Source organism: Pseudoalteromonas sp. P1-7a, from assembly GCF_001401855.1.
Classification (GTDB): Bacteria; Pseudomonadota; Gammaproteobacteria; order Enterobacterales; family Alteromonadaceae; genus Pseudoalteromonas.
Window position 1 is genome coordinate 17,816 of sequence record NZ_LKDU01000004.1, and the last position, 21,897, is coordinate 39,712.

Genomic DNA, 21,897 nt, shown 5'->3' on the forward strand with positions numbered 1-21,897 from the left:
GCTATTTAATTGTTCTAAACGAGACATTTTTAACGCAGATAGCGACACATTTAGCCCTCAAATCAATAAAGTACTATTGATGGGAGATATTATTAGGTGAGTCTTAAATTGTAGACACAAAAAAAGGAGCCTAAGGCTCCTCTTTAATACTTATTTAAAAAAGCTTAAGCTGCCGCTAGGCCTTCTTTTGCTTTTTCAACAAGCGCTGCAAATGCAACTTGGTCGTAAACAGCGATATCTGCAAGGATCTTACGATCGATTTCTACAGAAGTCTTTTTAAGACCATTGATAAAACGGCTGTAAGACAGACCATTTTGACGTGAAGCTGCATTGATACGTGCAATCCATAATTGACGGAAAGTACGTTTCTTAGCACGACGGTCACGGTAAGCGTATTGACCCGCTTTAGTAACTGCCTGGAAAGCTACGCGGTAAACACGTGAACGTGCTCCGTAGTAACCTTTAGCTTGCTTTAAAACTTTTTTGTGACGTGCACGTGCGACAACGCCGCGTTTAACTCTTGCCATTTCTAAAAACCCCTATTAAGCGAATGGTAACATACGTGAAACTAGACCATGGTCATTTTTATGAACCATCATCTTAGGACGTAGGTGTAACTTACGCTTAGAAGTTTTCTTAGTCAGAATGTGACGAAGATGCGCTTGTTTACGCTTGAAACCGCCAGAAGCAGTTTTCTTGAAACGCTTAGCAGCGCCTCTGTGACTTTTTAGCTTATAAGCCATTGCAATAACTCCAAATGTATTGCTTAAAAATTAGTAAGCAGGCGTGAGATATATTTCTATAGCTCCACTTTTAGGCCTAACTTACTGCCATATTCCGGTGAAAACCCAGCATAAATGCCGCAATTTTACTTTAAAACCGGTTAGCACAGGTGAATATTTACATATTACTTGGGTACCTGGGCTAAATTCGGTGCGCATTATCGCTTAAAAATTATTTTTTAGCAACAGGCGCCATCATCATAACCATTTGACGGCCTTCAACACGATTTGGGAAAGACTCAACTACTGCAAGTTCTTCTAAATCAGCCTTAACACGGTTTAATAATTCGATACCAATTTCTTGGTGAGCCATTTCGCGGCCACGGAAGCGGATAGTGATCTTAGCTTTATCGCCAGCTTCTAAGAACTTACGTAAGTTGCGCAGCTTAACCTGATAGTCACCTTCATCCGTACCAGGACGGAATTTGATTTCTTTAATCTGGATTTGCTTTTGCTTCTTCTTCTGCTCTTTTAGTTCTTTGCTTTTTTCAAAGATGAACTTACCGTAGTCCATAACCTTACAAACAGGCGGCTCAGCGTTTGGGCTAATCTCTACAAGATCAACACCCGCTGCATCAGCCATAGCTTGTGCGTCTTTTAATGACTGAATTCCAGCTTGTTCGCCTTCGATGTCGATTAAACGAACTTCTTGAGCTGTAATTTCTTCGTTAATACGATTTTTTTGAGCTGTTTGTTGCCCTTTCTTGCCGCCTCTAATGGTACGTTCCTCCAAGAATATCAATAATATAAGCGTGTAGTTGGCTGTTTGTGATTGCCCTACACGCTCGATTTTTACTGTCGATTTTTAATTTCTTCGCTAATTTTAGCTACAAAATCATCAACATTAAATTTGCCTAGGTCTTCACCTGTGCGGGTACGTACTGCTACTTCCTGTTGTTCAACTTCTTTATCGCCAACAACCAGTAAGTAAGGAATACGCTTAAGTGTATGTTCTCGGATTTTAAAGCCAATCTTCTCATTTCTCAAGTCAGCAGCGGCTCTAATTCCAAGTTTATTTAATTTTTGTACAATTTCGTGCACGTAATCTGCTTGTTTATCGGTAATGTTCATAATTACCACTTGCTTTGGCGCAAGCCACGTTGGGAATAAACCAGCGTATTCTTCAGTTAAAATACCGATAAAGCGCTCAATTGAGCCTAAAATAGCACGGTGTATCATAACTGGGGTACGTCGTTCGTTGTTTTCAGCTACATAAGTAGCGCCTAAACGACCCGGTAATGCAAAGTCGAGTTGCACTGTACCACATTGCCACGCTCTGTCTAAACAATCGTACAAAGTAAATTCAATTTTAGGTCCGTAAAAGGCACCTTCACCTGGTAGGTAATCAAATTCAATGTCGTTTGCTTTAAGTGCATCGGCTAATGCAACCTCTGCTTTGTCCCAAATTTCATCGTCGCCGATGCGTTTTTCAGGGCGCGTAGAAAGCTTCACTACAATTTTGTCAAAACCGAATGTCTCATAGGTATCATAAACCATCTTAATACACGCTGACACTTCGTCCATTACTTGCTCTTCTGTACAGAACACGTGAGCATCATCTTGTGTAAAGCCACGTACACGCATTAAGCCGTGTAAAGCACCTGATGGTTCGTTACGGTGACAACAACCAAACTCAGCCATACGCAGTGGTAAATCACGGTACGATTTTAAACCTTGGTTAAAAATTTGTACGTGACCTGGGCAGTTCATTGGTTTTATAGCGTATTCGCGTTTTTCAGACTCTGTGGTAAACATGGCGTCTGAATATTTTTCCCAGTGACCTGATTTTTCCCACAAAGAGCGGTCCATCATCATTGGACCTTTAACTTCTTCGTAGCTGTATTCACGCAGTTTTTCACGAACAAACTCTTCAAGCTCGCGATAAATGCTCCAACCATCGTTATGCCAAAATACCATACCTGGCGCTTCTTCTTGCCAGTGCCATAAATCTAGCGCTTTACCAATACGGCGGTGATCGCGTTTTTCAGCCTCTTCTAAACGTTTAAGATACGCTTTGAGTTGCTTTTTATCGCCCCACGCTGTGCCGTAAATACGCTGTAGCATTTTGTTTTCAGAGTCGCCACGCCAGTATGCACCAGCCACTTTCATTATTTTGAAGTTTTGGCAGAATTTCATGTTTGGTACGTGTGGACCACGACACATGTCTACGTACTCTTCGTGATGGTATAATCCTGGTCTGTCATCTTTTGCGATGTTTTCGTCCAAAATTTCCATTTTGTACGTTTCGCCACGCGCTTCAAACGTATCGCGTGCTTCTTGCCAGCTTACATTTTTTTTCACTACGTCGTAGTTTGTTTTTGCAAGTTGTAACATACGCTTTTCAATGGCGTCTAAGTCTTCTTGAGACAGAGAATGTTCCATATCAATATCGTAGTAAAAACCGTTATCGATAGTTGGACCAATAGCCATTTTAGCGTCTGGGAAAAGCTGCTTAACTGCGTGACCGATTAAGTGAGCACACGAGTGACGAATAATTTCTAAGCCGTCGTCATCTTTTGCGGTGATGATCTCAAGGCGCGAATCTTCGTTGATCATATCGCACGCATCAACACGCTCGCCATTAACGCGTCCAGCAATGGTTGCTTTAGCAAGACCAGGGCCAATATCGTTAGCTACATCAAGAGTACTTACAGGGTTTTCAAAACTACGCTGACTGCCGTCAGGAAGAGTAATAACTGGCATTATAAATCCTTACATACAGTGGTGACACCTACAATGTATCACGTGTATTTTTAAATAAATTAAATGAGAATGACTCGACAACGCTTTTACGAATAAGCATTGACTATTTTTCGCCACAAATGACTAATGTAGATGCTGAGTCTGCTCAACTACAAAAAAGATATTGTCGCGTGATAGAGTATCAATTACAAGTTTAAAGCACGCTCATTACTTGAAATTTTACCTAAAATAGTCATTTTTTTGTTTTTCGCTCGCTAATTTAAATTAAGGATGTGACAACTTGAGTTTATTGATTATTAAAATGCACACGCAAAGCCTCGCTCTCGCAATTTATTCGATGTTGGGTATAATACCTAACAATTAAGTTATATTAGAGAACAGCAATGAGAACATGTGGTGTAGAAATTACCGGTAGCGATTTACTACTTTGTATTTTAAGTAAAGATAACGACGTATTTGATATTCGCGATGTGCGCCAAACACGCTTTACCTTAGGTAATGGTAACGACACTGAAATAATGCGTAAATTTCAATTTGATTTTGCAAAACTAATGCAAGATTACCAAATTGATTCTGTTGCCATTCGTGAGCGCCAACCTAAAGGTAAATTTGCAGGCAGTGCAAAGGGCTTTAAAATGGAAACAGCGATTCAATTAATCGAAGAGTTAGATGTTCGCGTGTTCTCAACGACCGAAATTAAAGAGCAGCTCAAACGCAACCCAATTCCTATTGCGTTTGAAGACACGGGCCTTAAAAAGTACCAAGAAAACGCTTTTGTTAATGCCTATGTATACATTATGAAAAAAACCTACCGCAGTGATGAGCTATAAGCCTTTAAGCGACTAAAACAAATTATAAAAACGCCTTTTAGTGGCGTTTTTTTTATGTCTGCATAAAACCTAGCTTTTTATAGCCCTTCTATAAAACATTTTCATTTAACTTCTCTTAACGCTTAGTACATTAGTCTACCCCCTCTTTCTTTGTCGACAATTTGTGTTTATTTTAACTACAGCTCATAACAATTCGCTTAACTATTTTAATTTTCTACACAGCTATTAGAGGCTACGTAAAATAATACTGACTCATCATCACGAATTGATATAAGTAACTGACACACATTAATACGGAGAAGCACATGATTACACCATCGCGCTCGGTAAAAGAAGTAGAACAAATAAACACATTACCGCTCACAAAAAGCTATTTTAAAGGTGCGCAAAGTACGCCGCTTACGGATAAAACAATTGGCGAATACTTTGACTTCATTGTCGACAAACACTCTGATTCGCTCGCTGTCGTTGTTAGCCATCAAAATGTACGCTTAACGTACAGAGCGTTTCAAAAAGAAGTTAATCAACTTGCTATGGGGCTATTAGCCATAGGTATTAAGCCAGGAGATCGGGTCGGAATATGGTCACCCAATAACATTGAGTGGTGTTTAACCCAATTTGCGAGCGCCAAGATAGGTGCCATTATGGTGTGCATCAACCCAGCTTATCGCCCTAACGAACTTCAATTTGCATTAAACAGTGTTGAGTGCTCAACACTCATTACCGCTTCGCAATTTAAGGGCAGTAACTATATAGATATGTTAAATAGTATAGCGCCAGAACTTAAGCAGTGTGAAAATGGGAAGCTGTCATCTCACGCTTTACCTAGCCTTAAAAATATAATACGGATTGGTGATGAAATAAGCCCTGGCATGTTTTCTTTTTCTGATATTATGAATATGGCCACGCCAGCTCATAAGCTAGAGCTCAACGCTATTGCTGCAAATTTAAGTGCCGAACAGGACATAAACATTCAATTTACCTCCGGCACCACGGGCAACCCTAAAGGTGCGACACTCACGCATAAAAACATACTTAATAATGCACTTTTTGTTGCTGATGCTATGCATTTTACAGCACAAGATAAACTATGTATTCCTGTGCCGCTGTATCATTGTTTTGGTATGGTGCTTGGCAGTCTTTTGTGTGTAACTAAAGGCGCCGCAGCTATATACCCTAGCGATGCATTTGATGCAAAAACCACGCTTGATGTAGTACAGCAAGAAGGCTGCACGGCGCTGCACGGTGTACCTACTATGTTTATTAGCCAGCTAGAGCTGCCTAGTTTTACTAACTATAACCTTAGCACGTTGCGCACCGGTGTTATGGCAGGTTCTACGTGCCCTGAGCAAGTCATGCGTAAAGTACAAACACAAATGAATATGCATCAGGTTTTAATTGCGTATGGGCAAACAGAATGCAGCCCAATCAATAATATAACCGAAACCGACTCATCTATAGAGCGTCAAGTAACAACCGTTGGCCGCGCCCTTGCTCACACTGAAGTTAAAATTATTGACGAACTAGGTAATATTCAAAAAGTAGGAGTACCCGGTGAGGTTTGTAGTAAAGGCGCCGGTATAATGCGCTGCTATTGGAATGACGAAGAAAAAACACAAGCCACTATAGATGATGAAGGTTGGTTACACTCTGGTGATTTAGGGGTAATGGACAGCGAAGGATTTGTTACTATTGTTGGCCGCATTAAAGACATGATTATTCGAGGTGGCGAAAACATTTACCCACGCGAAATTGAAGAGGTTCTTTACACTTATCCAGGTGTTCAAGATGCCGCTATATTTGGTATTAGTGATGAAAAGTACGGTGAAGAAGTGTGCGCGTGGATCCAACCAAAAGAAGATGCAGTTCTTGATGAGCAAGCAATACGTGCATTTTTAAAAGACAAACTCGCCTATTTTAAAATGCCCCGTTATATTCGCTTTGTAGAGAGTTACCCAATGACAGTAACAGGCAAACTGCAAAAGTTTAAAATGCGAGAGCAAATGCAGCAATTACTTACTGATAAGGCCTTTTCTTAGCCGCAAATATTAACTACAAAAAAGCTCAGCAATTGCTGAGCTTTTAGCGATAAATAATTTATTTATTCTGCGGGGCGGTATTGCTGCTGAACACCTGTTAAAAACAAACGCAAAATTTGGTCATTACACACACGGTAATGTTTGTTTTCTACTTTGCGAGAAAACGCACTCAGCTCATGCTTACTTAATTCAAAGTCAACCTGTGCAAGTGTTGCTATAACATCTTCTGCTTTCATGTTTAGCGCAATACGCAGTTTCATAAAAATAATATTATTGGTTAACTTAGCCTCTGGCACAGGCTGTGGGCCTTCACGCTTGCCACGCTTAGTATTAATAAAGCCATTTAAAAACGTAGCAAACTCAGTGTCTGACATTTTAACAAACCCTTGCTCGCCCTCTTTTGTTAACCATGCAACAACTTGCTCAATGGTAACTGTTGCCTCTGCGGCGGCAAAAATACTGACCATGGCAGTATCGGTTAAATTAAAGGTATAGCGAACACGGCGTAAAATATCGTTATTTGTCAAAGTAATTTCCTGAGTAGAGAGCGAGGCTAAATTAGGGCGCCCACGTTAAATGAACGCGCAGTTTAGCAGCTTAAGGCACGCTGCCCTATTGATATTTACGCTATAAAAAATTGTTAATTACCCAACACTTTTGCAGGGTCGACTCGCGTTGCTTGCCACGCGGGGTAAATAGTTGCAAGTACAGCTAAAACAAAGGTAACAATAACCGTTATGCCAATATCACTGAGTACTAATTTACTCGGTAAAAATTCAATAAAATAAACCCCTTCAAGCGGGTTAGCTGCAAATAACTGGCTAACCCATGTAAACAGCTCACTTATATTAAGCGCAAGTACAACCCCAACTAATGTACCAAGTAGTACCCCAACAAAAGCTTGCGTTAAACCTTGCATGACAAATGTAGCTAAAATAGTACTGTCTTTAGCGCCCATGGTTTTTAAAATAGCTATGTTGCCTTGCTTTTCGCGTACTTCCATTACCAAGGAGGACACAATATTAAAACTGGCTACCGCTATAATTAAAAATACCACTATATAAACAATGGTACGTACCATTTGTATATCTTGGTACAAGCTACCTTGCGTCCTAAACCAACTAGACACGTACACATAATCACTAATAGTTTGACCAACTCGCAGTGCAATTTGATGCGCCTCGAATACGTCATCAACACTTAACCTAAGCCCAGTTACTTGGCTATTATCGTAACCTAAAACGCTTTGTGCTTTTTTTAAATGAATAAACGCAGCGGTGCTATCTATTGGGCCACCCATTTCTATAATGCCCGCAAGTGTTAACGTTACGCGTTTAGGGGCTAATAGTGACTTGCCTTGCTCACTAATTTTAGGAATGAGTAAAGTAATAGTGTCGCCTATATTAGCGCCTAATTGCTTAACAATTTGCAGGCCTAAAATAACGTCATTCGTGCGCAGCTGACTAACCAGTGTGCCTTGGGTAAATTGGTTTATGGCCGATACATTTCCTTCATAGCTTGGTTCAACGCCGCGTATCTCTACCGCTTTTAGCTGGCTTTTAAATTGCGCCATACCATTTACCGCTATAAATGGCGCAGCACCAGTAACATGTGGCTGATGCTGTAGCCGTTCAACTTTTTCAGCCCAATTGGCAATTGGCCTGCTTGGCGCTACGTATTCAACTTGCGGTACCACACTTAATAAACGATGCACAAGTTGCTGCTCAAAGCCATTAATAACCGAAAGCGCAACAATTAACACCGCCACCCCTAATAAAATACCAACAGTAGAAGCTTTGGCAATAAAGCTTACAAATGCGTTTTTTTCGTCTTTATGCCCAGAATACGCTCTAAAACGTTCACTTAAAAATAAACTAAGCAACATGGTGCGACTCTTTAATGGCAAGTTTCCCATCATCTAAATACGCAATTTTACCTAGCTTGTCTGCAAGCTCTAAGTCGTGAGTGACCACTACAAAACTAGTATTTAAGCTTTTATTTAGCTCATTTATTAAATCGTAAATTTTAATTGCATTTTGCTTATCAAGGTTACCGGTAGGTTCGTCGGCTAACACTAATGCGGGTTTAGTCACCAGCGCTCGGGCAATAGCAACACGCTGGCGCTCTCCACCCGACAGTGCTGATGGTTTATGCTCACTACGATGCGCTAAACCTACTTTATCGAGCATTTCAAGCGCTTGCTCTTTCGCTTCGTTAGCGTTGAGCCCTTTAATTAACAGCGGCATAGCCACGTTTTCAACTGCACTAAATTCCATTAATAAATGGTGAAATTGATAAATAAAGCCCAAGTTTTGATTTCTAAACGCCGCTTGATCTGTTCGCGATAATTTAGCAACCTCTTGATTTTTTATTTTAGCGCTGCCCGATGTAGCCGTATCAAGGGTGCCTAAAATATGCAGTAAGGTACTTTTCCCTGAGCCCGAGCTGCCCACTATAGCCAGCATATCTCCTTGGTTAAGTGATAGGTCTACCCCTTTTAATACTTCTACTTGGTTTTGGCCATCTTGATAAACTTTACTTAAGTTTTGACAGCTAATAACTAAATCATTCATAACGCAATACCTCTGCTGGTTTTACTTTTGCGGCTTTGCGCGCAGGATATAAAGTGGCTAAAAAGCTCATTGCAATACTGCTAAGCGCAATAATAACGAGGCTTAACACATCAAACTTTACCGGAAGCTCTGCACCTGCGAGTAGGTTTAGCCCTACAGCAGCGAGTAGTTCATTAATATATATGCTAAACAATACACCTAAAAATGCCCCTATCGCGGTGCCAATAACGCCGTTATACAAGCCCTGCACCATAAATACTTTTTGTATTTGTGAAGGCGTTAAACCTAAGGTCTGTAATATCGCCACTTCCCCTTGTTTTTCACTCACCATCATTGTCAATGCTGAGACAATATTAAATACAGCCACTAATACAATCAGCCCTAACAACATAGACATAATACGTTTTTCCATGGCAACCGCGGCAAATAACGTGCCTTGGCTACTGCGCCAGTCACTTACTTGATAATCGCGTAAAATAAGTTGGCTGTCCTTTGTAAATTGCGCTAATTCAAAGGGTTCATGTAACGACACACTTAAGTTAGGCGCGGTATTTTTGTTAAGCTTTAATACCCGCTGTAAAGATGCACCGCTGGTAAATGCAAGGCCCATATCTATTTCTGAGCCGGTTTCGTATATTGCGGCTATTTTAAATAAACGCTGACTAGGTACGCGTCCAAGTGGCGTGTATGTAGAGGCATTAGGCATAATTACGCGCAATTTTTCTCCCATACCAACACCAAGTTTACGGCTTAAATAACGGCTAATAGCTATGCTGTAGCTATCATTTAAAACGTTTTGCCAATTGCCCTGCACAACTTTATCGGTAATTTTATATAACGAGCCGTTATCGCCATACAAGCCTTGCAGTAATACGCCGTGTAAGTCTTTATTGGTTTGCAAAATGGCTTCGCCATGGCGGTATAGGCTTACGTGATCTACGTAATCTGAGCGCTCTAAATCGACTTTTAACGCATTCATTTGCGCGCGGGTGTGTTTATTAGCTTGTATTTCTACGTGAGGAATGAGCCCTAACATATTAGTTTTTAAACTGTTTTCAAAGCCATTCATTACACTGCTTACAGTGAATAAGGCCATTAGACCTATGGCTATTCCGGCAATAGAAAAAAATGAAATAAACGATATAAACGCATTTCCTTTAGAGGAGCGGCTATATCTGAGCCCTATAAATAAGCTAACCGGTTGAAACATATTATTTAAAACATTTATGCTAAAAGTGTGCGGCTATAGTAGCACGAACTAAGATGAATTGAATATGACCATAAATGTAAGAAATAATTTATAAATCTTACACTTGGCTATATTTTAAGCGCACTTTATTCAAGTCCAGCCACTAAATAATCGAGTAATACTCTTACGTTAGTGGCAACAAACTGACGCGGCGGGTAAATTCCCCACACACCTTCTTGTTCCGGCTGATAAGGGGTTAATACGGGCACAAGCTCGCCTGTTCGTAGCTCATTTTCAATATAATAATTAGGTAGCTGGACTATTCCTAAGCCTTTTTTTGCGCCATCAACTAACGCCCATCCACTATTGCAGCGCAAGCGCCCTGCAATTTTAATGTGTTTATCACGGCCGTTTTCGTTTACTCGCCAGTAACTACTGTTACCAATTAAACATTGATGTTGTGTTAGCTCACCTAGGGTATGAGGCTCACCTACACGGGATAAATAATCTGGGGAGGCACACATTATAAAGCGCCGAGCACTTAAACGCCGTGCTCTGTGGCTTGAATCTTTTAAATGCCCTAACCGTATGGCTAAATCAAACCCGCCTTCGAGTAGGTTTTCTTGCTCGTTAGAAAGTGTAGCAATAACTTCAACCTCAGGGTGTTCATGCATAAAATTGTGCACAATAGGCATAATAAAAGTTTCACCATACATAACCGGAGCTGTTAATTTAATTTTACCTTTAGGCGTTGTTTGCTGCGTTGCTAAACTTTGCGTTGCATCGTCCATAGCATGTTGTAATTGCTTAGTTTGATGTAAAAAGGCTTCACCCTCTTTGGTTAATACCACTTTTCGGGTGGTACGGGTGAGTAATTGGGTATTTAAACGCTGCTCCAACGCCGTTACATGGCGACTTATATGAGCAACCGACAACCCCAGTACATTAGCCGCTGCTGTAAAACTGCCCTCTTCACCCACGGCTATAAACTCGTCTATGCCATCCCAACGTGCCATTATTACCATACTGTAAAAGTGTTTTAATAAATCAGAGATTATCATTATTTGAGAAACAAATACAATAGAGCCATCACCCAAACACTTTGGGTCTACAATTGTTATTTAAAACCACTACAAAGGATAAGCACATGTCTGAATTTATAAAATCAAAAGCAGCTATTGCATGGGGTCCAAACCAACCCTTAAGCGTTGAAGAAGTTGATGTGATGATGCCTAAAAAAGGCGAAGTAATGGTAAAAATTACTGCAACAGGTGTTTGTCACACTGATGCATTTACTTTATCAGGTGAAGATCCGGAAGGTATCTTCCCAGCAATTTTAGGCCACGAAGGTGCAGGCGTTGTGTATGCAGTGGGCGAAGGCGTAACCAGTGTTGAAGTAGGCGATCACGTTATTCCTTTATACACTGCTGAATGTGGTGAATGTAAAATGTGTACTTCGGGCAAAACTAACCTATGTTCAGCAGTGCGCGAAACACAAGGTAAAGGCCTAATGCCAGATGGCACTACACGCTTTTTTAAAGACGGCCAACCAATTTATCACTACATGGGCACGTCTACTTTTTCTGAGTACACCGTACTGCCAGAAATTTCACTTGCAAAAGTAAATAAAGAAGCGTCGCTCGAAGAGATTTGTTTATTAGGCTGTGGTGTAACCACAGGCATGGGCGCGGTAACAAACACTGCAAACGTAAAACCAGGCGATACCGTGGCTATTTTTGGCTTAGGTGGCATTGGTTTATCGGCCATTATTGGTGCAAAAATGGCCGGCGCTGGTCGCATTATTGGTGTTGATATCAATACCAGCAAATTTGACCTTGCAACAAAACTTGGCGCAACCGATTTAATTAATCCAAAAGATTTCGACAAACCAATTCAAGAAGTAATTGTTGATATGACTGATGGCGGTGTTGATTATTCGTTTGAGTGTATTGGTAACGTTGATGTAATGCGCTCAGCACTTGAGTGTTGTCATAAAGGTTGGGGTGAGTCGGTTATTATTGGTGTGGCCGGTGCTGGCCAAGAAATTTCAACCCGACCTTTCCAGCTTGTAACAGGGCGTGTATGGCGTGGTAGCGCATTTGGTGGCGTTAAAGGCCGTTCGCAATTACCTGAAATTGTTGAGCGTTACATGGCAGGCGAATTTGCGCTTAACGACTTTATTACCCATACAATGAGCCTTGAAGAAATTAACGATGCGTTTGATTTAATGCACGAAGGTAAAAGTATTCGTACAGTAATTCACTACTAATACGCTATTGGTAACTTATGTATTAAAAAGCCGTATTACTTAATTGTTTGCGGCTTTTAAGGATTTTTATGTTAGAAAATATCTCAAGTACAAAAGTAGCAGGTGGTTGGCACAAACAATATACCCACACTGCAACCAGTACCCATTGCACAATGCGTTTTGCAGTATTTTTACCACCAGGCGCAAGCGAGACTAATAAAGTGCCAGTGCTTTATTGGCTATCGGGTTTAACCTGTACAGACGAAAACTTTATGCAAAAAGCCGGCGCATTTAAAAAAGCAGCTGAGCTGGGTATTGCTATTGTAGCGCCTGATACAAGCCCACGTGGTGATAGTGTTCCTGATGACGATAACTACGACTTTGGCCAAGGCGCGGGTTTTTACGTAAACGCAACGCAAGCACCGTTCAATACACATTTTAATATGTATGACTATGTAGTTGATGAACTACCTATGCTTATTGAGCAACACTTCCCGGTAACAAGCACTAAAGCTATTAGTGGTCACTCTATGGGCGGCCACGGCGCTTTAATGGTGGCACTTAAAAACCCTAAAGCGTATGTTAGCGCATCGGCCTTTAGCCCTATTGTTAATCCAATTGACTGCCCGTGGGGCGTGAAAGCATTTACGGGTTACTTAGGCACCGACAAAGCGCTTTGGGCTCAATACGATTCGTGCGAGTTGATGAAAAAAGCGCAGCAGGCTGATTTTCTCCCTATGCTTGTAACACAGGGCGATGCCGATGGGTTTTTAGAGGAGCAACTTAAGCCGCAAAACTTAGCGGCTGTTGCTAAAAATAAAGGCTATCCGCTTAGTATTGAAATGCAAGCAGGTTATGATCATAGTTACTTTTTTATAAGCAGCTTTATTGACCAACACTTATCATTTCATAGTCAGTTTTTAACTGCGTAATCTCATTAGTGTGTAGATCAGATTTCTCTACTTCTACACACTCTTTTAATACTTTACTCACTTGCCTGCAAACTTGTACCGTATTTCCCTCACCTTTTACTAAATTGATTAGCAATGAATCTATTTTCAATCCTAAATCGGTAAAACTGAACCCGTTTTTGTTTTTAGGTATAGGTTCGAGTAGATTTTTATAAGGCTCTGAACGAGCAGGACTATTACTATATTTATTATCACGTGCATTTAACTGTGCCTGTTCATCAATTATAACACCAGCGACTGTGCAGCCACTTAGATAAATAACACATAAAAATACAGTTAGCGTTCTCATGATGTATCCTGAACAAAAATATTACTTAAATAATATACAATTTTAAAAATAGCATTGTAAAAATATGTAAGCGCTAGTGCTTAAATTCACTTAAAAACTCTTTAATAAAACCCACCAGCTGCAAGATAAAAATAACCAAAAAGGGGAGCGCACCAATAATGGCAACACTTCTATTGAGTGGCTCGTTATTTTGAGCAAGTAATATAAAGGCACATAAGCCTAAAGCAAATGACCAACCATATAAATTTACGGTGTTATTAGTATGCGCGTTTTTATTGGAAGAGCTTAATTCCTTTATTATAAGTATTGCTGAGTCTGCCGATGTTGCTACAAAAATGAGCAAAAGCAGCAAGCTTGACCAAATTAAAATACTTCCTTGCCACCCTAATTGTTCAAAAAATACAAATAACCCTTGGGTGTAATCAGCTTTAATAGCCGCTAAAATACCTGCATTATGCGTTTGATCCCACGCTATGGCCGACCCCGAAAAAACACTAAACCATATTATGGTTACTAAGGTAGGCACAAACACTACACCTATAATGTATTGCCACACAGGCCTACCTTGGCTTATTTTAGCTAAAAACACACCCACGAATGGCCCCCAAGCTAAACACCAAAAATAGTAATTATATGTCCAACCATTAGCCCATTCAGGATCTTTAAGTACGCTTTCTAATTGCCAAGTACCAGTAGTAATGAGCTGAATGTAATCCCAAGTCCCCCCTATCGCTATATCAATAATTGGTTTTAATGGCACATAAAACATTAACCATATAATCATGCCAAAAGCTAAGAGCACATTAAACTTACTCAGCGCTTGCACCCCGTTTTTCAGGCCTAGCTTTGCTGAAACCGTATACAAAACCACGATTAAACTAATTATAATTAAACCCGAAAGCAATACTGACTCAATGCCTAGCTTTAATTCCAACCCCTTACGAAGTAATAGCGTAGAGTTTGCAATAGTCCCCACGACGCCAAAAAATATTGCGAATATGGCTATAAGTTTAATACTAAAGCTCAACTTAAATTGCCAACCGCTATTTATAACCCCTTTGGTTACATTAATAACGGGCGCGGCTATATCGCCAGCCTCACCACTTTTAGTACTAAGCCCTCCTAAAACTAAGCCAAACACCGCATATAGCGCCCATGCATGTGCTCCCCAATTTACAAGTGTAAGCGCCAAGCCACTCGTTTGAGTGTTTGCATATAAACTTTGTTTTAGTACAGGATTAACTGAGTGAAGTGCAGGTTCTGCTACGCCCCAAAAAATGAGCCCCGATCCCATTCCTGCTGCAAAAAGCATAGACAGCCAACCAAATAAGCCAAATTCAACACGGGCAGCGTCCCCGCCAACTTTTCGCCTACCAAGCGGGCTTATGGCAATAACAATGACGGCAAGTAGTAAAAAATTGACTAACAAAAAAAACGGCGCCCCTAAAAAGCTTAAGGCGCTATTGATGAGCGGTTGCAAATGATCAGTAAGTAGTTGAGGAGCCAAAAATGCAATAGCACTAAGAGTAAAGCACACTAATAATGCAGTTATTTCAAGCTTGGTTATATGTAAATGCAATTAAAATACACTCTATTGAGGCCTGTTGACCTTTCAGGATTAAAATTTGTTCAATCTAGGGGCTTATTTAATCGTGGTGCGAGGTTTGTAACCTAGTGGGCTAAGTCAAAACCGAGTAAAAAAGAGTAAATGGCCCCTAGACAGAACCTGTTTGGCATTTATACGACGTTATCGCCTATTTACGGGGAGTAACCATACTACACAGGCTCTGCCTTGGCTAAATACCAAACAAACTGCTGTAAATTTAACTTCGAAAGATAAACAGGCCCTAGTCTTTAATAATAAAATAATACGCACTTTGCAAAATTAATTAAACGCATAGGTAGGATTTACTTGTAAAAGCGTTAACTAATCATGTAAATATTACCAATTAAATAATAAGCGCCCACCTATAAAATATTTAATTCACTGAATATCAACAATAAAATCATTGGCCTGTCGTTTGCTATCAATATACACCTTTTACCATTAGAGACCATTATGGAAATTGATTTACAGTGGAATGAGATCATCGATAATTTAATTCACCTTGGTATAGCCTATTTGCTTGCCCTACCTATGGCTTATGACAGAGAGAGAAGTAATGACGGAGCAGGCTTAAGAACATTTCCTCTAGTTGCTGTAGCCTCGTGTGGCTATGCTGTTATTGCAATGTCGGTGCTACAAGGTGCTGAGGCGCAATCTAAAATGTTACAAGGAATAATAACAGGCATAGGTTTTATTGGTGGCGGCGCAATTTTAAAAAATAATAAATCTACGTCGGGCACAGCAACAGCAGCAAGTATTTGGAATATGGGTTTAATTGGTATAGCTGTGGCATATAACCGTTATGAAATCGCCATAGTACTAGCTGTCATTAATTTTATAACTCTCAGATACGTTAAAAAGTTCAAGTAATACATATTTGGGGAGTTACGCTTAAGCGGTGCTAATAAACCACAGATTGTCATTTCCTAAATTTCAGACGCTCACTCTCGCGTGACGTTATTTTATAACATATAATACCGACATATTTTATCTCCCTTTTGAGCTTAGTTATGTCAATCCCAGCTACGCCTCCTCGATTACATCATATTGATTTACTTCGAGGTATTATCATTATTTTTATGGTCATAGACCACGGCATGTATTACTGCCTAAATTATTCAGTCACCGATCCGATGACGGTTCCTGGTACTGATCCCCTCACCTTTTTTACCCGTTTTGTTTCGCACTTTTGCGCTCCTTTATTTGTTTTTTTAGCGGGGCTTTCGGCAGCCATAACTGAGCATAAATACACTTCCACTAAAGCATTTTCACAAAGCTTAATTATTCGTGGTTTAGTACTTATTTTGTTTGAATTTACTATCGTCTCATGGTCGTGGAGTTTCAACCCCGCTTTCCCGATGCTATACGCGCAGGTTATTTGGGCAATTGGCTGGGGCTTTGTTATGCTTGGGTTACTTCGTTTAATTGGCTTATATGCTGTATTTATAGCAGGTTTGCTATTAGTGTTCGGCCACAATTTATTTGACGGGGTAAGTTTTGAGCCAAATACGCTGGCAAATACACTGTGGTCTATAGCACATCAAAAAAATGTACTCGAACTGCCTTTCGGTTTTAAAATAAGAACAACCTACCCTGTAGCTCCCATTATAGGCTTAATGGCAATGGCTTATTGCGCTGGCGTTTATTACAAAGCAAAAAAGTACAGTGCAAAAGCAATAAACCATGCAGCTTTACTGGGCGTTAATTGCTTAGCTTTATATACAATACTACGCGGTTTTAATTTATATGGTGATACATCAACATTTACTATTCACAGTAATACTCTTGATACCATTATGTCGTTTTTAAACCCAACCAAATATCCGCTGTCGTTACAGTTTATGTTGCTAACAGTAGGCCTTGGGCTTATCGCACTTAAATTTTTAAGCCGTCTAAAAACCGATTTTTCACGTGGTTTTTTACAGGTACTTGGCAAAACCAGTATGTTTTCATACCTTGTACATCTGTATTTATTGCATGCACTAGCGTGGTTGCTTATCCCTATTTTAGGGCTTAATTATAGCGATATGACCTACGGTGAAACCCTTGTTGGTTTACCGCCAGGATATGGAATGAGCTACGTAGCTACACTTACTTTTATAGCTGTTGTTATTGGGCTTACCACTTTACTTGCTAAGCACTACATTACTTGGAAACGGAATAACAAACACAGCTTAATTGCTAAATACATTTAAAAAAACAAAAAACCCCGCTTAATACTGCGGGGTTTTAGTTGGTAAGCATACTCAGTAATAATCTATAAAAAGCTTTTACCGCTTTGTTTAAGAGTCACAGTTTGAGCGATAGTACTTTTAATTAATAAACCGCATCGCACATCATTTTTAGAAATTTCAATTTTATCAATAGTGCTTAAATCATAATTAACTACTCTGTTTTCACACCTAAGCTGTACTTTAGATAACGGCTTGTCTGATTTGAGTTCTACTTCACTTTTAGACAATAGCGGTAAAACAGCCTGCTCAGATTCAAGTGAAATTTGCTGACTTATTTCACCCGAATTTTTATATATATCGTTCACTTGCGCTAATAGCTGTGCTTTATTTTGCTCTGAAAAGGTTATTGAATCTATATTATCTAGTGCATCAATCGCATCGTAAGCGCGCACAAAATCTTGTTTTGATATAAACCATTGCAGTGCATTTTTAATTACACGCTTTTTTATTTGATCTGGTAAGTTATCTCTAAACAAAAAAGCTTCATAAATATGCTTATCAAATTTTTCCCAGTCTTTTACAAAGTAGCTATGTTGGCTTTTAAGCCACGCCAATAAAACTATTTCAACGGTGTTTTTAGTATGCTCGCTTTCAAGTTCTGTAATATATGTTTTAGCCTCATCGTATTTTTTATCATCAATAAGCTGGCTGGCTTTTTTATAATCGTCAAAAAAGCCAGGAGATGCTTGATCATTAGAAAAACTAGCGTGCACATTTTGTGAGCTTACCTTAATTGTTTTAGCTGTAGGTACAGCATTACCATTTATGCGCGCGCTTTTATAATTGAGTTTAGAAACGTAATCGATGGCTTCTCTTTGATATTTTTTTTGTCCTGCCGTGGCCACAATTTCAATATCACTTACCTGCCCGTTTTCATCAACCACGTAGCTGCTTAAGTTAATGCCTTCTAACCTTGATGCGCGTGATGAGGTATTAGTAAGTTGATCGTAATTTTTATTTATTACCTGTGCAGGTACAAAGTCATCCGCTGATACTGGTGGTAGAGTAAAGGTTGAAACTAAAGAAAGTGCGAGTAAACGTTTTTTCATCGAGTTATCCATCCTAGATTATGTTTCTAATATAAAAACAAAGGTACTCCATAAATCCAAATAAATCCATAAAAGCACGTCATTTTTTAATCAATTTTATACCAATCCGTTTAATTAACTTCTCTATTGTGAGGTTGGAAAAACGTGTTGCTAACCAGCAAAATAATCTTATTTAGTTGTTCTAAATAATATTTTAACGCCGATAATGGGTCGTTTAGGCACGAAAAATGATTGAGTATGGCGAGTGGGTATTATAAAACTCAAGCATAAAAAAAGGCGCCTTTCATAGCGCCTTTGGATTCAAGTATGTGTGCTTAGGACATATCTTGATAGGAGTGGGTTGTATTAAACGAAATAGCTTTATCAAAGCCAGGAAGCTCTATTCCTGCTTCGCCAATTACAATGTCGTTATCGTCAATGGCGCCATCACCAAAACGATAGACTAATTCGTACTTACCAAAGTCAGCTTGCGCTTTATAGGTATTTTGCGCGGCAATAACGTTAGTGTTTTTATCAGCGTAATCACTCATCGCTTTTTCACCATGGCGTTTAGCAAGCATTTGCAGTGTTACTTTAGCGCTCAGTACAGTGGCTGTGGCATTATTTCCGCCAAAACCTTTTGAGTTTATAAAGGCTATGTCCATATCGCCACAGTCGTAGTGGCTGTTACGTATATCTAAATGATCTGCATAAACATCGTCAGCAACTTTATCTATGGTAGTAATACCCGGCATAATATTATGGCTAAATACACCCAGCGCAATCGCAAGCTGATCGCCACTGGCAGGGGCAATTGTATGCCCTACATAGGCTTTAGGCGCCGTTACTTTCCAGCTATCAATGGCAAAGGTTTGCGCTACTTTATGGTAAATAAGTGACTCTGTGACTCTATTTTGCGGTGTGCTTGATCCATGCGCTAAAATAAAGCTGCGCTTTTGCAGCGCCTCTTTACCTAATATGCTTTTTGCAAGCGCTACAGATTTAGCCATGGTAATGTAATTACCAGGGCCAGGAGAGGTGATTGATTTTTTAATGCCATCAGCATTTACAAATACATCAGGTACAGAGCCCATAATGTCTGCGCCTAGTTCAAGTGCTAACGCATCGTCCATTAAAATAGCCACTTGTGCACCTTCACCTAATGTAAAGCCGCAGTTTTCACCAAATGGGCGGCTACTTTTACGGTAATCGGGCTCTTGTTCACTGCTTAAATTATCTAAACGGCGCAGGCCTTCAACATTGGCAAGGGCGCTCATATTGCCAAAACCTTCGACCACTTCTGGCGTAATAGCGCATTCAACACTTGCTACCACCGCAACACGGGTGCGTCCTGCTTGAATATCGTTTACTGCAGCGCGTAAGTTATATAAAAATGTCGCACATGCGCCCGAGGTAGAAAACGTAGTCCCTACATTACCTGTAACGTACGCGTTTATAAAATCGGTCGACATCGTATTTAAACCAAGTGCTAATTGCTTAGTACTAACACGATCGCCCTGCTGGCGCGCTTTAACTAAACCACCTAATCCTTTATCGTCCATTTGACCAATAACAGAGGCTGAATAGGTACCAATTTTATCTGGCTCTACGCTATTCATTATGCGTTGCCAGTCAAGGCCCGTTGATTTAATGGCATCATTTGCTGCAAATATAGTCGCTTGCAAACCACGCGGCTGGTAACGGCTGTTATACATAATTGATGGATCAAACCCAGTAGGAAACTGACCTGCCGATTTAATCGGATTATCACGTGTAGAATCAAGCTTTACGTCTAAATCTGCGGCTATTGTTACTTTTACTTTTTTGCCTTCAAGCGCTTGTACTTCCCAGCTTGCAGGCACTGGGGTTGGTAAGTCGCGCGCGCGAGTTTCAAATACTATTGCGTTTTCGTCAGACGACTTTAACGTCATTTTTTGCTGCCAAGGCGTGGCATCTGCATCAAAATGCTCTTTTTCAATTTTACGAATAAGCGTGCCAGCTATAATTTGCTCACCAAAGCGTGCTTCTATGTCGCTTTGCTCAACATTATTACCGTTTGTGTCTTGTAATTGACCATCAACAACGCGTACTAAGTTCATTAATGTGGCGAGGCCTAAAAATGTTTCACTACGGGCTTGTGCGTTTAATGCATCTAACACGATACGGCGGTAACCTTGATGAAAAGAAGTTCGGCCTGCAGCGTTAATACCGCCCATGCCTACAATTACAGGTAATGCTGTCATAATTAACCTTTAAAGCGTGTTATTTGAGAAGCAAACAGTTTAAATGGATTCCCCCCCGTTCTTTGTGCTTTAATAGCCAAATGTTCAGCATTAAAGGCCAAAAACTACTGGTCGGAGCATTTGCATGCAAAACAAAACTGTCAATCCAGCATTAAATATAGCGATAGCTGTGTACCCGCACTTACTCATTACCAGCTTAACACTGCCTATAGAAATGCTTAGAGCCGGTGAAGCCTATGCTAAAGGCCACTTAAACCAGGCTGATTTTAGACCGCTTAGTATAAATTTAATTGCTAAAAATAATGAGCCAATACAAAACCGTACAGGCCTTGCCATAGTGCCCGACTGCACTACACACAACGCGCCCTACAACGATTTAATTATAGTACCCGGCATATGGCGAAATCCTCGCCCTGTCGTTCGTACTAATAAAGAAGTGGTTGAATGGCTACAAGAAAGCTTTGAAACAGGCAGCCACATAATTGGCGTAGGTACAGGTAATTGCCTAGTTGCAGAAGCAGGCTTACTTAATGGTCACCCTGCTACAACCCACTGGCATTATGCAAAACAATTTAGCCACGACTACCCATTGGTAGATTTAAAGCCCGACTTTTTTATCACCCAATCTGAGCGCATGTATACGGTGGCAAGTTTAAATGCGCTTGCGGATGTAATCGTTCATATTATTAGCCAATATTATGGCAAAGCAGCTGCGCAACACGTAGAGCGTAACTTCTCGCATGAAGTACGAAAACCCTACGAAGATCAGCGCTACCTTGAAGGCGCAGTTGACCGCCATCCAGATGAACTTATCGCGCAAATTCAGTTTTGGCTTAAAACCAATTTAGCCAGCGAGTTAAGCTTACAAGAAGTAGCCGCCCAATTTAGTTTAAGCTACCGTACCTTTACACGGCGCTTTAAACTTGCCACTAACCAAAGTCCGATAGAATATTGGCAACAATTACGGGTAGAAGGCGCTAAAGAGTTATTAGCATCGTCTAATTTAACGATTCAGGAAGTGGCGCTTGAGGTTGGCTATAACGACCAAGGGCATTTAACACGCGTATTTAAAAAAGTCCTAAGCCAAACGCCAAGCGAGTATAGAAAAGTAGTGAGAAAAAAATTATTTGGCTAACACTTCTGTGCTATTAAGTGGCTTTTA

Annotated in this window: 20 protein-coding genes; 7 read left to right on the forward strand and 13 right to left on the reverse strand. The window is 40.2% G+C overall.

Annotated features, from left to right (window positions below; all coding sequences use genetic code 11):
* Nucleotides 1-164: 164 nt before the first annotated feature.
* The 4 genes from rplT to thrS form a co-directional block, all read right to left on the reverse strand.
* Entirely contained in the window at nucleotides 165-527 is a 363-nt protein-coding gene (gene rplT / locus AN389_RS04675; protein ID WP_004587841.1) for a 50S ribosomal protein L20, read from the reverse strand.
* A 15-nt stretch (nucleotides 528-542) separates the two neighbouring features.
* Entirely contained in the window at nucleotides 543-743 is a 201-nt protein-coding gene (rpmI, locus tag AN389_RS04680) for a 50S ribosomal protein L35 (protein WP_004587840.1), read from the reverse strand.
* A gap of 211 nt (nucleotides 744-954) precedes the next feature.
* Nucleotides 955-1,515 (reverse strand): translation initiation factor IF-3, encoded by a 561-nt coding sequence (gene infC, locus AN389_RS04685; RefSeq protein WP_024034072.1) that lies wholly within the window; start codon nucleotides 1,513-1,515, stop codon nucleotides 955-957.
* Between the two features lie 59 nt (nucleotides 1,516-1,574).
* Nucleotides 1,575-3,485 (reverse strand): threonine--tRNA ligase, encoded by a 1,911-nt coding sequence (thrS, locus tag AN389_RS04690; RefSeq protein ID WP_004587838.1) that lies wholly within the window; start codon nucleotides 3,483-3,485, stop codon nucleotides 1,575-1,577.
* Between the two features lie 383 nt (nucleotides 3,486-3,868).
* On the opposite strand from thrS, the gene AN389_RS04695 reads away from it, so the two are divergent.
* Together AN389_RS04695 and AN389_RS04700 are read left to right on the forward strand one after the other, a co-directional pair.
* A complete protein-coding gene (locus tag AN389_RS04695; RefSeq protein WP_055019350.1) occupies nucleotides 3,869-4,315 on the forward strand; it encodes a DUF3010 family protein in 447 nt (148 codons plus the stop codon).
* 305 nt (nucleotides 4,316-4,620) lie between these two features.
* Nucleotides 4,621-6,354 carry an AMP-binding protein gene (locus AN389_RS04700; RefSeq protein ID WP_055019351.1) on the forward strand — a complete coding sequence of 578 codons (1,734 nt, stop codon included), beginning with the start codon at nucleotides 4,621-4,623 and terminating at the stop codon, nucleotides 6,352-6,354.
* A 62-nt stretch (nucleotides 6,355-6,416) separates the two neighbouring features.
* Here AN389_RS04700 and AN389_RS04705 read toward each other — a convergent pair whose 3' ends face one another.
* From AN389_RS04705 to AN389_RS04725, 5 genes are all read right to left on the reverse strand, one after another.
* Nucleotides 6,417-6,881, reverse strand: coding sequence for a DUF1456 family protein (locus tag AN389_RS04705; RefSeq protein WP_055019352.1), 465 nt, complete (start codon nucleotides 6,879-6,881; stop codon nucleotides 6,417-6,419).
* Between the two features lie 113 nt (nucleotides 6,882-6,994).
* Nucleotides 6,995-8,239: a lipoprotein-releasing ABC transporter permease subunit gene (locus AN389_RS04710; protein ID WP_055019353.1), complete on the reverse strand. Its 1,245-nt coding sequence runs from the start codon at nucleotides 8,237-8,239 to the stop codon at nucleotides 6,995-6,997.
* Nucleotides 8,229-8,927, reverse strand: coding sequence for a lipoprotein-releasing ABC transporter ATP-binding protein LolD (gene lolD / locus AN389_RS04715; RefSeq protein WP_055018638.1), 699 nt, complete (start codon nucleotides 8,925-8,927; stop codon nucleotides 8,229-8,231). Before lolD ends, AN389_RS04710 begins: the two co-directional genes overlap by 11 nt.
* Complete coding sequence (locus tag AN389_RS04720) at nucleotides 8,920-10,137, reverse strand: lipoprotein-releasing ABC transporter permease subunit (protein ID WP_055019354.1); 1,218 nt, start codon at nucleotides 10,135-10,137, stop codon at nucleotides 8,920-8,922. The genes lolD and AN389_RS04720 overlap by 8 nt, the downstream gene beginning before the upstream one ends.
* Before the next feature lie 125 nt (nucleotides 10,138-10,262).
* Nucleotides 10,263-11,132, reverse strand: a complete 870-nt coding sequence (locus tag AN389_RS04725; protein ID WP_055016462.1) for a LysR family transcriptional regulator — start codon at nucleotides 11,130-11,132, stop codon at nucleotides 10,263-10,265.
* Between the two features lie 131 nt (nucleotides 11,133-11,263).
* On the opposite strand from AN389_RS04725, the gene AN389_RS04730 reads away from it, so the two are divergent.
* Both AN389_RS04730 and fghA read left to right on the forward strand, forming a co-directional pair.
* Entirely contained in the window at nucleotides 11,264-12,385 is a 1,122-nt protein-coding gene (locus tag AN389_RS04730; protein ID WP_055016445.1) for an S-(hydroxymethyl)glutathione dehydrogenase/class III alcohol dehydrogenase, read from the forward strand.
* Between the two features lie 68 nt (nucleotides 12,386-12,453).
* The gene (fghA, locus tag AN389_RS04735; RefSeq protein WP_055016444.1) at nucleotides 12,454-13,296 is read left to right on the forward strand and encodes an S-formylglutathione hydrolase; all 843 of its coding nucleotides are present in this window, start codon (nucleotides 12,454-12,456) and stop codon (nucleotides 13,294-13,296) included.
* On the opposite strand, the gene AN389_RS04740 is transcribed toward fghA, so the two are convergent.
* Together AN389_RS04740 and AN389_RS04745 are read right to left on the reverse strand one after the other, a co-directional pair.
* On the reverse strand, nucleotides 13,250-13,624 hold the full coding sequence (locus tag AN389_RS04740) for a hypothetical protein (protein ID WP_055016443.1): 375 nt from the start codon (nucleotides 13,622-13,624) through the stop codon (nucleotides 13,250-13,252). The genes fghA and AN389_RS04740 overlap by 47 nt on opposite strands.
* 73 nt (nucleotides 13,625-13,697) lie before the next feature.
* Nucleotides 13,698-15,161, reverse strand: coding sequence for a BCCT family transporter (locus tag AN389_RS04745; protein ID WP_235575952.1), 1,464 nt, complete (start codon nucleotides 15,159-15,161; stop codon nucleotides 13,698-13,700).
* A gap of 522 nt (nucleotides 15,162-15,683) precedes the next feature.
* Here AN389_RS04745 and AN389_RS04750 point away from each other — a divergent pair.
* Both AN389_RS04750 and AN389_RS04755 read left to right on the forward strand, forming a co-directional pair.
* Entirely contained in the window at nucleotides 15,684-16,100 is a 417-nt protein-coding gene (locus AN389_RS04750) for an MgtC/SapB family protein (protein ID WP_055019355.1), read from the forward strand.
* A gap of 140 nt (nucleotides 16,101-16,240) precedes the next feature.
* Entirely contained in the window at nucleotides 16,241-17,425 is a 1,185-nt protein-coding gene (locus AN389_RS04755) for a DUF1624 domain-containing protein (protein WP_055016440.1), read from the forward strand.
* Between the two features lie 62 nt (nucleotides 17,426-17,487).
* Here the strand turns inward: AN389_RS04755 and AN389_RS04760 are convergent, their stop codons facing one another.
* Both AN389_RS04760 and AN389_RS04765 read right to left on the reverse strand, forming a co-directional pair.
* Nucleotides 17,488-18,513 carry an energy transducer TonB gene (locus tag AN389_RS04760; RefSeq protein WP_055019356.1) on the reverse strand — a complete coding sequence of 342 codons (1,026 nt, stop codon included), beginning with the start codon at nucleotides 18,511-18,513 and terminating at the stop codon, nucleotides 17,488-17,490.
* Between the two features lie 314 nt (nucleotides 18,514-18,827).
* Entirely contained in the window at nucleotides 18,828-20,735 is a 1,908-nt protein-coding gene (locus AN389_RS04765; protein WP_055019357.1) for a beta-ketoacyl synthase, read from the reverse strand.
* Nucleotides 20,736-20,859: 124 nt separating this feature from the next.
* On the opposite strand from AN389_RS04765, the gene AN389_RS04770 reads away from it, so the two are divergent.
* Nucleotides 20,860-21,870 carry a GlxA family transcriptional regulator gene (locus AN389_RS04770; RefSeq protein ID WP_055016437.1) on the forward strand — a complete coding sequence of 337 codons (1,011 nt, stop codon included), beginning with the start codon at nucleotides 20,860-20,862 and terminating at the stop codon, nucleotides 21,868-21,870.
* Nucleotides 21,871-21,897: the final 27 nt, after the last annotated feature.